Genomic DNA, 12866 nt, shown 5'->3' with positions numbered 1-12866 from the left:
AAGAAATAATTATGGATTTAAAAGAAATTCAAAATCTAATCAAATTTGTTGCAAATTCAGGTGTTGCTGAAGTAAAATTAGAAATGGATGATGTTAAAATCACCATCAGAACTACTTTAGAAGGAAACGTTACCGAAGCAACTTATGTACAACAACTACCTGTACAAAACGCTCTACCTCAAGCTGTCGTTCCTCAACAAATTGCTCCAGTCGCAGCCGCTCCAGCAGAAACTCCAGCTGCCGAAAACGCAAATTACATCACAATTAAATCACCAATGATTGGTACTTTCTACAGAAAACCTGCTCCAGACAAACCAATGTTTGTAGAAGTTGGTAAAGCTATTGGAAAAGGAGATGTTCTTTGTGTTATTGAAGCAATGAAATTATTCAATGAAATTGAATCTGAAATATCTGGTAAAATTGTAAAAATATTGGTAGACGATATGTCTCCGGTAGAATTTGACCAACCTTTATTCTTAGTAGATCCATCATAATTTTAGATTTTAGATTGCAGATTTTAGATTGCAGATTTGATTTTAAATCAAACTAAAAAACTAATTATCTAATTATCAAAATTGCCTAATTATCTAATTGAAAAAAAATGTTTAAAAAAATACTAATAGCAAATAGAGGAGAAATTGCACTTCGCGTTATCCGAACGTGTAGAGAAATGGGAATCAAAACTGTTGCCGTTTACTCTACTGCAGATGCTGAAAGTCTGCACGTGAAATTTGCAGACGAAGCTGTTTGTATCGGACCAGCACCAAGTAACTTATCTTATTTAAAGATGTCCAATATTATTGCTGCTGCCGAAATTACAAACGCAGACGCAATTCACCCTGGTTACGGATTCCTTTCTGAAAATGCAAAATTTTCTAAAATTTGCCAGGAACACAACATAAAATTCATCGGTGCGTCACCAGAAATGATTGACAGAATGGGTGATAAAGCATCCGCAAAAGCCACGATGATTGAAGCAGGTGTTCCTTGTGTACCAGGTTCTGAAGGAATTTTGGATTCTTACGAAGACGCTAAAGAAACTGCAGCAAAAATAGGATACCCTGTAATGATGAAAGCTACTGCCGGTGGTGGTGGAAAAGGGATGAGAGCTATCTGGAAAGAAGAAGATCTTTTGAAAGCTTGGGAAAGTGCCCGTCAAGAAGCTGCTGCGGCTTTCGGTAACGACGGAATGTACATGGAAAAATTAATCGAGGAGCCACGCCACATCGAAATTCAAGTTGTTGGTGATGCTTACGGTAAAGCATGTCACCTTTCTGAAAGAGACTGTTCTGTTCAACGTCGTCACCAAAAATTGACCGAAGAAACACCTTCTCCATTCATGACCGACGAATTACGCGCAAAAATGGGTGAAGCAGCTGTAAAAGCAGCCGAATATATTAAATACGAAGGTGCCGGAACTGTAGAATTTTTAGTGGACAAACACAGAAACTTCTACTTCATGGAAATGAATACTCGTATTCAAGTTGAGCACCCAATTACAGAACAAGTAGTTGATTACGACTTGATTCGTGAGCAAATCCTAGTTGCTGCTGGTGTGCCAATTTCAGGAAGAAACTACCTTCCTCAATTACACGCGATCGAGGTTCGTATCAATGCCGAAGATCCATATAACGACTTCAGACCGTCTCCGGGAAAAATCACTACTTTGCATATGCCAGGTGGTCACGGAGTACGCCTTGACACACACGTGTACTCAGGCTATACGATTCCGCCAAACTACGATTCGATGATTGCCAAATTGATTACTACAGCCCAAACTCGTGAAGAAGCTATCAGTAAAATGAGAAGAGCATTAGACGAATTCGTAATCGAAGGTATCAAAACAACAATTCCATTCCACAGACAATTGATGGATGACGCAAGATACATCGCAGGGGATTACACCACTGCCTTTATGGACGATTTCAAAATGAATGATCCAGAATAAATCAAAAAATTAAACCCATTCCAACCGAATGGGTTTTTTTGTCTCTATAAAAGTGTCTCTACATAAAAACAATCTATCTCTAAAACTATTTAGACGCGCCACTTCACTATCTAATTTCTATCTCACTACTAAACAAGAACTAGTTGTACAATAACCAGATCATTAAATTGAGATATATCAAAAAGGCCTTGCATAAAACCGCAAGGCCTTTTTTGTTGAAATCTAAATAAGTGTGTAAAATTTACCCACTAATTATTAAAAATTACACACTTCAATAGAGCTCACAAATTTCACAAAATTTACAACTATTTAAAAACCAAATAATTACACATATTTCAAGCAAACTAAATAAGTTGGCATAATAATTTCATTAAGTAAAATATAAAATTTAAAAAATATTTATCATGAAAAAATTAATCGTATCAGCTGCATTCATTTTAGGGAGTTTCTCAACATTCGCACAACAATCAACTCCACCAAAAACAGAACAGACAACTCAAACTGTTCAAGAGACGTATACAGAAATTAAAGTTGAAGAAGTACCAGAAACAGTAAAAAAAGCATTAGTAAAAGCTTATCCAACCGCTGTACTTAACAAAGCTTATATTAATGAGAAAAAAGAATACAAACTAGAGATCACAGTTGGTGAAAAAGCAGGAGCGCTATATGCAGATGCAACTGGAAACTGGATAAAAAAATAATCATACAAAGCAAACTAGAGAATTAAATCATTAAAAAAAACTATTATTATGAAAAAATTAATCTTATCAGCAGCAATCATTTTGGGAAGTTTCACAACATTTGCACAAACTACAGCAGCAGCAAAATCATCGGTTTCAACACAAACAGTTGAAGAAAAATTTACAGAAATCAAATTGGAAGAGGTACCAAGTTCAGTGATATTAGCCTTAAAAACTGCTAAACCTGACGCGGTTATTGAAAAAGCATATATTAATGAAAAGAAAGAATTTAAACTAGATATAAAAGTAGGTGACCAGAAATCTACTGTTTACACAGATGCAGCTGGAAACTTGACAAAAAAATAAGTTGCAGAACTAAATATTTAGATTCAAGAGGAGAGAGATTCAATGAATCTCTTTTTTTTATAAGTTTATTATGAATATATAATTTTAATAACTTTACATTAGCAAATAAAGTTAAAACCTATGTCAAAGATTTTATTGATAGAAGACGATGTTTCCTTTTGTATGATGTTGGAAAATTTTCTCGAAAAAAAATCTTATACTGTAACAACTGCATTTACAGCAGAAGAAGCAAAAACTAAAATTAAAAGTCAAAACTTTGACCTTATTATTACAGATTTAAGACTTCCAAACTACGATGGAATTGAACTTATGTCTGAATTTAAAAAGGCATACCCAACAATTCCAGTTATCTTAATGACTGGTTATTCTGATGTTAATACTGCCGTAAAAGCTATAAAAAATGGTGCTGCCGATTATATTTCGAAACCATTTAATCCAGAAGAAGTTTTACTCGTTATTTCAAATGCATTGGAAATCACTGATACCAATTTAACTAATAAAACAATTTCAAATAACAAAACAAAAACGACAGATGAAGATGTTATTTTAGGAATTTCAGCAGCATCAAAAAAATTGGCAGAATACATTCAACTTGTAAGTCCAACTGACATGTCTGTTTTAATTATTGGTGAAAGCGGAACAGGAAAAGAGGTTATCGCAAAAAGTATTCATCAAAATAGCCCAAGAAAAAACAATAATTTCATAGCTGTTGATTGTGGAGCAATTCCGAAAGAATTAGCTGCCAGTGAGTTTTTTGGTCATTTAAAAGGTTCATTCACAGGAGCTATAAATGACAAAATTGGTTGTTTTGAGGCTGCCAATAAAGGGACTCTTTTTCTTGATGAAATAGGCAATCTTTCCTACGAAAACCAAATTCAACTCTTAAGAGCTTTACAGGAAAGAAAAATAAAACCTGTAGGAAGCAATAAAGAAATTAATGTTGATATCCGAATAATCACCGCAACGAATGAAGATTTAAGGGAAGCCGTAAAGAACGGAACCTTCCGTGAAGATTTATACCATCGAATCAATGAATTCTCGATTCAATCCCCTTCGCTGAATGAAAGGAATGAAGATTTAATGATTTTTGCAGATTTCTTTCTTGGCAAAGCAAATCAACAATTAAATAAAAACATCATAGGGTTTTCCCCAGAAGTGGTGACTGTTTTTGAAAATTACAGATGGCCTGGAAATTTAAGAGAACTTCAAAATATTATTAAGAGAGCCACTCTATTATCCCAAGGTGATTTTATCGAAAAAAATACACTCCCACATGAAATTTTTCAAATGGCAAACAAAATTATTAATGATTTTTCTTTGTTTGAAAATGAAAAAGAAGCCATTTTGAATGCTTTGGAACAAGCGAAAAACAACAAGTCAGAAACAGCAAAATTGCTTAAAATAAACAGAAAAACATTATATAACAAATTAAAACAGTACAATATAGATTAGTTTACTTCTTTTTCTAAAAGCAAAAAAAACGATACGATTTCTGTCTTCAAAATTTTGAATTTAACATCCATTTCCTCAAATGAAAGTTCTTTGAGTTCTAAATCACTTAAAATTTGAACAATTTCATGAGCTTTAATTTGGTTAAACATCGGCTTCATTCTATGGGCAGTCCCTTTTACTTTTAAAATATCTTTTTCTGAAATCCCTTCTTCTAATATTGCTAAGTTTTCTTTTGTAGATGTCATAAAAGTGTACAAAAGCTCTTTCAAAGCGCCTTCGTCAGTAGATAAGAATAATTTCAAAGTGGTTAACGAATATTTTTTTATTGAATCCTCTATTCCCTCAATTTCATGGGTTGTAGAAAAGTGTGATTGGTTATTATTCAAAATGGAATTTACAATTTCAAGCAATACTTTTGGAGAACACGGCTTTCGTATCACATCCGAAAATCCTGCTTTTATATAGATTTCCTTTTCCAGATCGGTTCTTCCAGTCATTGCTATAACTGGCTTTTCGTCAAAATTTATAGTAGTAGATTCCTTTACTTTTTTCAAAAATAGAAATCCGTCTATTTCTGGCATTTGAATATCGGTAATTATAAAATCAAACGGATTGCTTTCTAGTGCTTCAAGTGCACCCGAAGCATTGTTAAAGAACAAAACTTTAAAATTATTCTGCTGTAAAACTTCCGTCGTTAACTTCAACAAATTAATGTCATCATCAACAACAACTGCTGTTAACTTATTATCAGAATAACCTATTATGTTCGATTTTTGTGAAGAAGAATCAAACAACAATGGCAATTGAATTTCAAAAGCACTGCCTTTACCATAAACGCTCTTTAGGTTTAATTTCCCACCAAGAATTTCAATAATTTTTTTTGAAATAGTAAGCCCTAATCCGGTTCCTCCATATTTTTTTTCGATACTTTCATCCGCTTGAGTGAATTCTTCAAAAATCAATTGTTGTTTGTCTTCTTCTATTCCAATTCCGGAATCTTCGACTTTAATTGTAATAAAATGGTTTTCAATATCGACTTTTACTTCAATCTTAATAAATCCTTCTGCAGTAAATTTAAAGGCATTACCAATTATATTAGTTACTATTTGCCTCAATCGGAATGGATCTCCTATAATTTTATTTTGGAAAATTTCCTCAATGTCAATAGAAAGATGGATCGTCTTTTGGTCATATATCGATTGGACACTTTTTGCAACTTCCTGAATAACGTCATACAACGAAAAAGGAAGCTTTTCGATTATTATTTTTCCCGCTTCAATTTGTGTAAAATCAAGTAAGTCCTGAATCAATTTTGTAATGTATTCTGAGGAACCTTTTATGTTATTGGCAAAATACAATTGCTTTTTTGTCAATTCAGAATTTCCTAAAAGCTCTGTATATCCTATAATTGTACTCAATGGTGTTTTTAAATCGTGACTGACTGTAGAGATAAGCTGTTCTCTGTTTCTGAGCAATTTTTTGGTTGTACTGTTAGCTTCTTCAAGTTGTTTTTTATAGGATTCCGTTTTGGAAAAATCATTTAGAATCAAAATTAAAAAAAACAAAGTTGAAAACAATCCGAGTACTGCCGCTATGGTAACGATTTGATTATTTTGTTTTAATGATTTTTCCTTTTCCTGATAGTTTCTTGTTGTATTTCTAATTATTTCGGTTTCGATAATACTCAAGACTTTTCTTAGTTGATCTGAAATTAGAAGTTCATTTTGAAGCAACTTATTTTCTTCCAAATTTAATGTGAATTTCTTCTTCAAAGTTGCATTTTTGACCTCATTCAACAAGGTTTTTGACACCATTATAATCGAATCCGATTCTTTTTTACTTAATGTATTCGTACTGTCATCTGGAATATTTTCGTTTAAATAAGCAACATATTTTTTAAGGACACTTTGCTGATAATTCCCCAATTTAGCTGGTTGTTTTATAAAATCTTCCAACTGAAGTTTTCTAAGCGATGATTCCATTTTTGTCAAATCATTAATGGCTTTTTTGAGAGCCGTTTCATCATTTGATTTATTTTTTATGCTTTTAAGATCCTTTATATTATTTGTTTTTTTAGATAACAAAAGCTTCACACTATCCAACAATGTAATTTGATACTGAGTTGTTACCAATAGTTTTAAAGAATCGATTTCTAGCTTTAAAGAATCCGTTTTGGAAATATAATTTTCAAAGTCCTTCTTTGAATCTGATTGAATGGTTATTCTAGCTAAACTTTCGGTTTTGTATATATTAGAAAGTAAATTACTAACTTTTAAAATCTTATTATTCTCTTTGGTAACTTTACTCTCTGTCTCAGAAAACCCTCTGTTTTCCGAATATAGAAACCAGCTTACACCTACAAAAAGTGCCGCCAAAACTAGATAACTGATAAATATCTTTATAGGGATATAGCTTTTTTTACTGTTCATATTTCAAAGATAAGAATTACAAAAATGAATAAACTTAGAATCTTCAGCAGACTTAATTGAAAAACTTTACCTGAACTCAGATAGTTTTAAAAATAAAAACCTCACAATATTGTGAGGTTTTCTTTGTAATTAAAGCTTTAAATTTTATTAAGCCCCTATTTTCTTAGCAATATCAGATGGAAGACCTCCTTTATTTACCATCAATGAAGTTGTTTTGTATTTTACAAAATTTTTGCTCACATACAAATATCCTTTATAATCATTAGTTGATCCCCAAGAATTTTTTACGATATAATACTCTTTTCCCATTTGGTCTTTGGCAATACCAACAATATGCATTGCGTGATCGTCAGTGGTTTGGTAATTGTCAAATGCTTTTTGGCGAATTTCCTCGGTAATTTCCAATTCTGGTTTTGGTCCGTTGAACATATTTTCTTTTTCTTCGGCCGTCATTTCATCAAACTTTTTAGTTGGAACATAAGCCAATCCATTTTTCCAACTAAAACTTTTCTCGCTCACATCTGATGCCCAAGCTACAGTATAACCGTTTTTCAATGCATTGTCAATGATAGCCGTCATATCGTTCATTTTGATATTATAAACCAAATCAAATGACCAGTTATCCGGAACCATCATCATCGTTTTTGTATAGTAAGGAACATTGGCATAAGATGCAAATTCCACATATTCCTCCGGATTGATTCCCACAACTTCTTTGGCAAAAGTTTGTGGCGTATAGCTTTTTCCTTTGTACATAAAATTCTCAGGAACTTGTCCTAAATAAGAATCGATTACAGCAGCATAGGCTTTCTCCCAGTTAGGAGTTAATTCGCCATTCGGATTTTTCACAATTGCAGCCAACATACCCTCAGTCAAAGCAGCCATTTCAGCGAACTTATTTTTCGAAGTACCATAATTCAATCCTGTATAAACGGATTGTGGAACAGCTCCATACTTTCTGTACATATTAATTACATCATGCAATTCCCCTCCGTCTCCCAAAGTTACGGCTCCATGCATGCGCACGTAATTTTTTCCTTTTTCAACATAAGCATTTCTAGCAGAAAAAACCTGTGATAATTCAACTGGCTGTTTTCCCATTCTGATCATCTCGGATTCTAAAAACGAATTCGTAGAATAACTCCAACAAGTTCCCGAAGATCCTTGGTTCTTAATGGAAGTATTAGCCAAATTAATAACATCAGTAAACTTGAAACTTTCTGCGCTTTTTTCACTGGCATTTACTTTCAATGAGTTAACTAACCCATCTTGAGCAGTCATCGAATTCATTCCAACCACTAGAGTTGTTGCAATAAAAAGTGATTTAATTGATAATTTATACATTTTTAAAATAAGTTATAGTTTTTACATTTGTAACAAAAACCAAAATATTGTTACATTATCGTTACTAAATTATTAATTAAATTACAATCTACAAGGTTTCTTTAAGCCATTTAAAAAACTCATTTTGCCAAATCTGAGCATTTTGTGGTTTTAACACCCAGTGATTCTCTTCAGGGAAATATAATAATCGGCTTTTTAAACCACGTATTTGCGCTGCCTGAAAAGCTTCTTGAGCTTGACCAATTGGCACCCTGAAATCAATTCCTCCCTGAATAATCAAAATAGGCTTATTCCAATTTTGAACATAATTTATAGGATTGAATTTTGTGTATGCTTTTTGAGCCACAGCATTGTCTTTCTCCCAATAAGCCCCACCAAAATCCCAGTAGTTGAAGAAAACTTCTTCAGTAGTCCCGAACATACTTTGGGTATTGAAAACTCCATCGTGGGCAATAAATGTTTTGAAACGGTTGTTATGAATTCCAGCCAAATAAAACACAGAATAACCACCATAACTTGCACCAACACAGCCCAAACGACTTTTATCTACATAACTTTCTTTGGCCACATCATCAATAGCCGAAAGATAATCGTCCATCACTTGTCCGCCCCAATCTTTACTAATTTGTTCATTCCATTCTACACCATGCCCTTGCATTCCACGACGGTTAGGCGCAACCACAACATATCCGTTAGCGGCCATTAACTGGAAATTCCAACGGAAAGAATACGATTGGGTCAATGGAGACTGTGGTCCTCCCTGGCAATATAAAAGTGTTGGATATTTTTTTGAAGCATCAAAATTTGGAGGCAAGATTACCCAAACCAACATTTTTTTACCATCCGTTGTTGTTACATAACGTCTTTCTGTTTTACTCAATGCCAATGTTGAGTATCTTGCTGTATTAACATTTGTCAATTGCTTCCAAGTCTTTTTCTTCAAATTGTATAGATAAATCTCAGCTGCATGGTTCATATCGTTTCTTGTAACAATCAAATCATCGCCAGAAAAACCAACCAAATCATGTACATCAAAATCACCATTTGTAACTTGTTTTACAGTAATCGCAATCTTTGTCAATCCAGGGAAATTAACCTCAAAAACCTGTAATGTACCGTCAATTGGTGCTACAAAATAAATCTTTTTCCCATCATTGCTCCATTTGAAACTACTTACCGTTCCGTCCCAATTAGCAGTAAGGTTTATTTTCAAACCTTTGTAACTAACAATCAAATCATTTTTATCGGACTCATATCCATCTCTCTTCATTTGCAACCAAGTCAAGTCTCCTGAAGGTGAAAATTGTGGAGCCGTATCGTACCCTAAATTCCCCTCGGTTCTGTTGATGGTTTTACCTGTTTCAAGATTGTACTCATATATATTGGTGTCTGTAGAAAGCGCATATTCAGTACCTGATTTTTTCTTGCACACATACACGATGCTTTTCCCATCAGGCGACCAATTATAATCTTCGTCTCCTCCGAAAGGTTTTTGAGGACTATCGAAGCGTTCCCCTTTTAGAATATCAGTTCCTTGTGCACCCTCTTTATTTTCTTTGTAAAAAACATGATTGAATTTCCCTTCGTTCCAAGTATCCCAATGACGGTAATCCAAGCCATTGTAAATTTTAACATTAGATTTGTCCAAATTAGGATAATAATCTGCTCCTAATACATTGTCAAGTTTCACCTCTTCATTGTAAACTATGTATTTCCCGTCAGGTGAAACATTTTTATCAGCTAAAACTTCTTTTGTATCCTTAATTTCAGCTACAGTTCCGGAGTTCATGTCAACCTTATAATATTTAGAACTGGATTTATTTTCTTCGACTGAAGGTGTCGAAACTTTATAAACAACATTTTTACCGTCCTTTGAAACTCCTAGCGGAGTAATTCTCCCTAATTTCCACAGTAATTCCGGTGTCATTACATTTTGGGCACTTGCTGTCAAACTCATCATTGTTAGCATTAAAAAGAGTGTTTTTCTCATAATTATTTAAAATACATATTCACATTTCAAATATAACACTATAATTCTCAATTAGGATAAATAGTCAATCATAAAAAAAGATTAAAAAGGGAGAATTCTTTTTTTATTAAAAAGTCTTAAACCTGACTAATAAACATTGAGTAATTTAATTGCAAACAGGGTAATGAGAAGACACAATGTAAACATAATGATACTTGCCACAATTATTTTTCTTACTAATGATTGTTCCATCATTTTAACTTGAGAATCCACCGTATCTAAATCTTTTAATTTGGTCAAAGATTCAATCGTTTGTTTATACTTAATCCAACCTCCACTTTGGCAAATCTGCCTTCCAACATCAGTTAAATCACAACGGAATCCTTGAGTTTTTTCTAATACAATAAGTCCTTTATGCTCTAAAATTTCGGCAAACACTTTCGAATTTTTTAAATTAAAACCGTATTCATCCTTGAAATTAATTCGCATCATAAATTGAGATTTTGATGCAAATAACAGTTTTAAATTTACTTCAATAAGTTCATCAATATTTTCAAACATAACTGTTCATTTAATTTTACTATTAGACTTTCCGCAGCGTTTTTTACCCATATTCAAAGCACATGACTGCTTTTTCAAATCTATTTTTAATGCACAATTATGATGCCAAAGCCTTATATTTTCAACATTAATACACACATTACCTAAAAAATATTTTTACACCCAACATTACCAAAACGTAAGAGTCAAAAACTGGAAATTTTATTTAATTTTATAAAAAAAAGGTCAAATGCAGCTAAGCTATTGGGAATTAAAAAATTGGTTTACAAATATTGATTTCACCATCGTAGGAAGCGGAATCGTAGGTTTGCATACAGGCTTACGCTTACGCGAAAAATACCCTGACAGCAAAATACTTATACTCGAAAAAGGAATGTTACCACAAGGAGCCAGCACCAAAAATGCCGGATTTGCCTGCTTTGGGAGTATTTCTGAAATCATCGAAGATTTAAAAACACATACCGAGGAAGACGTTATCCAACTCATCCATAAAAGATGGAATGGGCTTCAACTATTGAGAAAACACCTTGGCGACAGCACCATCGATTTCAAACCATACGGCGGCTATGAATTATTTTTGAATGACGACGACAGCAGTTTTTCTGAATGTTTAAATAAGTTGCCTTTCATCAATGAAATCTTAAAACCAATGTTCAAAAGCGATGTATTTGCCAAAGAAGTAGATCGTTTTGGTTTTGGAGACGTTAACGAATATTTGATTTTCAATCCTTTTGAAGCCCAAATAGATACTGGAAACATGATGCAGGCACTTCTGAAAAAAGCAGTTGAGAAAGATATTTTAATACTGAACCAGCAAACCGTTACCTCTTTTTTTGATAACGAAAATTGCGTTGAAGTAGCACTGGGCGATTTTAGTTTTACTACCAAAAAATTATTATTTGCAACCAATGGCTTTTCCAATTCACTAACCAAAGGCGGTGTAAAACCAGCAAGGGCACAGGTTTTAATTACAGAACCCATCCCAAATCTGGACATAAAAGGAACTTTCCATTTGGACAGAGGTTATTATTATTTCAGGAATATTGATAACCGAATTCTTCTTGGAGGCGGCAGGAATTTAGACTTTGAAACCGAAACAACAACCGAATTTGGTGAGACAGAAATTGTGCAAAAAAAATTGGAAGACTTATTAAAAAAAGTAATTTTGCCCAATCAGTATGTCCGAATTGAACACCGCTGGAGTGGGATTATGGGCATTGGAAACAGCAAAAAACCGATTGTTTCTCAACTCTCTGAAAACGTGTATTGTGGCGTTCGCCTTGGCGGAATGGGAGTAGCAATTGGCAGTTTAATAGGAACCGAATTAGCAGATTTAACATAAAAAATGGCAACCAAAATAACTCCCAAAAAAACAACTAAAAAACCCTCCAAAAAGCAATCCAAAAGTTTTGGAGCCAAAATAAAATGGTTTCTTCTAAAAGCACTGCTGTGGTTTTTTGGGATTTCAGTTGCACTTGTGGTGCTTTTCAAATTTGTACCTGTTCCGTTCACTCCTTTGATGGTAATCCGCTATTTTGAAAACAAAGCTGCTGGAAAAGAAATTTATTTCAGTCACAATTGGGAGCCTATCGATAAAATTTCCATGAACCTTCAAAAAGCAGTAATTGCCAGTGAAGACGGAACTTTCTTAACCCACAACGGCTTTGATTTTATCGCGATGCAAAAAGCCTACAAAAGCAATGAAAGAGGTCGAAAAATAAAAGGCGGAAGCACCATTTCACAACAAACCGCCAAAAATGTTTTTCTTTGGCAAGGCCGAAGTTACCTCCGAAAAGGCCTGGAAGCTTATTTCACCGTTTTAATAGAAATTATTTGGGGCAAAAAACGCATCATGGAAGTTTACCTCAACAGCATCGAAATGGGTGACGGCGTTTATGGGGCGTATGCCGCAACCGAACACTGGTACCGCCGGGACGCTTCGAGTTTGACTCTACAACAAGCTGCAGGAATCGCCGCCATTTTGCCCAACCCAAGAAAATACAAAGCCACAAGCTCATCCTCCTACATCAATAACCGAAAGACAAAAATTGTCCGGATTATGAAGCATATCGGAAAAATTGAATATTAAAACCAAACCCCAATAACTTTTGCTATTG

Annotated in this window: 11 protein-coding genes; 7 read left to right on the top strand and 4 right to left on the bottom strand. The window is 33.8% G+C overall.

What is annotated here, in order from left to right; translation table 11 throughout:
* Nucleotides 1-11 precede the first annotated feature (11 nt).
* The 5 genes from accB to OZP12_RS03025 all read left to right on the top strand — a co-directional run bounded on the left by accB (nt 12) and on the right by OZP12_RS03025 (nt 4446).
* Entirely contained in the window at nt 12-494 is a 483-nt protein-coding gene (gene accB / locus OZP12_RS03045; protein WP_281227581.1) for an acetyl-CoA carboxylase biotin carboxyl carrier protein, read from the top strand.
* A 107-nt stretch (nt 495-601) separates the two neighbouring features.
* Nucleotides 602-1948 (top strand): acetyl-CoA carboxylase biotin carboxylase subunit, encoded by a 1347-nt coding sequence (gene accC / locus OZP12_RS03040; protein ID WP_281227580.1) that lies wholly within the window; start codon nt 602-604, stop codon nt 1946-1948.
* Nucleotides 1949-2352: 404 nt separating this feature from the next.
* Nucleotides 2353-2649, top strand: a complete 297-nt coding sequence (locus OZP12_RS03035) for a hypothetical protein (RefSeq protein ID WP_281227579.1) — start codon at nt 2353-2355, stop codon at nt 2647-2649.
* Between the two features lie 48 nt (nt 2650-2697).
* The gene (locus OZP12_RS03030) at nt 2698-2994 is read left to right on the top strand and encodes a hypothetical protein (RefSeq protein WP_281227578.1); all 297 of its coding nucleotides are present in this window, start codon (nt 2698-2700) and stop codon (nt 2992-2994) included.
* 120 nt (nt 2995-3114) lie between these two features.
* Nucleotides 3115-4446, top strand: coding sequence for a sigma-54-dependent transcriptional regulator (locus OZP12_RS03025; protein ID WP_281227577.1), 1332 nt, complete (start codon nt 3115-3117; stop codon nt 4444-4446).
* On the opposite strand, the gene OZP12_RS03020 is transcribed toward OZP12_RS03025, so the two are convergent.
* From OZP12_RS03020 to OZP12_RS03005, 4 genes are all read right to left on the bottom strand, one after another.
* Nucleotides 4443-6875 carry a hybrid sensor histidine kinase/response regulator gene (locus OZP12_RS03020; RefSeq protein WP_281227576.1) on the bottom strand — a complete coding sequence of 811 codons (2433 nt, stop codon included), beginning with the start codon at nt 6873-6875 and terminating at the stop codon, nt 4443-4445. The genes OZP12_RS03025 and OZP12_RS03020 overlap by 4 nt on opposite strands.
* Nucleotides 6876-7022: 147 nt before the next feature.
* The gene (locus tag OZP12_RS03015) at nt 7023-8219 is read right to left on the bottom strand and encodes a C1 family peptidase (protein ID WP_281227575.1); all 1197 of its coding nucleotides are present in this window, start codon (nt 8217-8219) and stop codon (nt 7023-7025) included.
* Nucleotides 8220-8307: 88 nt separating this feature from the next.
* Nucleotides 8308-10209 carry a S9 family peptidase gene (locus tag OZP12_RS03010; RefSeq protein ID WP_281227574.1) on the bottom strand — a complete coding sequence of 634 codons (1902 nt, stop codon included), beginning with the start codon at nt 10207-10209 and terminating at the stop codon, nt 8308-8310.
* A 126-nt stretch (nt 10210-10335) separates the two neighbouring features.
* A complete protein-coding gene (locus OZP12_RS03005; RefSeq protein WP_281227573.1) occupies nt 10336-10749 on the bottom strand; it encodes a hypothetical protein in 414 nt (137 codons plus the stop codon).
* A gap of 229 nt (nt 10750-10978) precedes the next feature.
* Here OZP12_RS03005 and OZP12_RS03000 point away from each other — a divergent pair, with 229 nt between their 5' ends.
* Entirely contained in the window at nt 10979-12091 is a 1113-nt protein-coding gene (locus OZP12_RS03000; RefSeq protein WP_281227572.1) for an NAD(P)/FAD-dependent oxidoreductase, read from the top strand.
* Between the two features lie 3 nt (nt 12092-12094).
* Nucleotides 12095-12838, top strand: a complete 744-nt coding sequence (gene mtgA, locus OZP12_RS02995; protein ID WP_281227571.1) for a monofunctional biosynthetic peptidoglycan transglycosylase — start codon at nt 12095-12097, stop codon at nt 12836-12838.
* The last annotated feature ends 28 nt before the right edge of the window (nt 12839-12866 follow it).

This window comes from Flavobacterium aquiphilum, assembly GCF_027111335.1.
GTDB classification, from domain to species: Bacteria; Bacteroidota; Bacteroidia; order Flavobacteriales; family Flavobacteriaceae; genus Flavobacterium; species Flavobacterium aquiphilum.
The sequence above is the reverse complement of the archived record's forward strand: the minus strand, read 5'-3'. Positions and strand labels throughout refer to the sequence as shown.

Excerpts from the sequence above, each read along its gene's own strand:
- accB (WP_281227581.1), top strand. The coding sequence starts at position 12 with ATGGATTTAAAAGAAATTCAAAATCTAATCAAATTTGTTGCAAATTCA.
- accC (WP_281227580.1), top strand. The coding sequence starts at position 602 with ATGTTTAAAAAAATACTAATAGCAAATAGAGGAGAAATTGCACTTCGC.
- OZP12_RS03035 (WP_281227579.1), top strand. The coding sequence starts at position 2,353 with ATGAAAAAATTAATCGTATCAGCTGCATTCATTTTAGGGAGTTTCTCA.
- OZP12_RS03030 (WP_281227578.1), top strand. The coding sequence starts at position 2,698 with ATGAAAAAATTAATCTTATCAGCAGCAATCATTTTGGGAAGTTTCACA.
- OZP12_RS03025 (WP_281227577.1), top strand. The coding sequence starts at position 3,115 with ATGTCAAAGATTTTATTGATAGAAGACGATGTTTCCTTTTGTATGATG.
- OZP12_RS03020 (WP_281227576.1), bottom strand. The coding sequence starts at position 6,875 with ATGAACAGTAAAAAAAGCTATATCCCTATAAAGATATTTATCAGTTAT.
- OZP12_RS03015 (WP_281227575.1), bottom strand. The coding sequence starts at position 8,219 with ATGTATAAATTATCAATTAAATCACTTTTTATTGCAACAACTCTAGTG.
- OZP12_RS03010 (WP_281227574.1), bottom strand. The coding sequence starts at position 10,209 with ATGAGAAAAACACTCTTTTTAATGCTAACAATGATGAGTTTGACAGCA.
- OZP12_RS03005 (WP_281227573.1), bottom strand. The coding sequence starts at position 10,749 with ATGTTTGAAAATATTGATGAACTTATTGAAGTAAATTTAAAACTGTTA.
- OZP12_RS03000 (WP_281227572.1), top strand. The coding sequence starts at position 10,979 with ATGCAGCTAAGCTATTGGGAATTAAAAAATTGGTTTACAAATATTGAT.
- mtgA (WP_281227571.1), top strand. The coding sequence starts at position 12,095 with ATGGCAACCAAAATAACTCCCAAAAAAACAACTAAAAAACCCTCCAAA.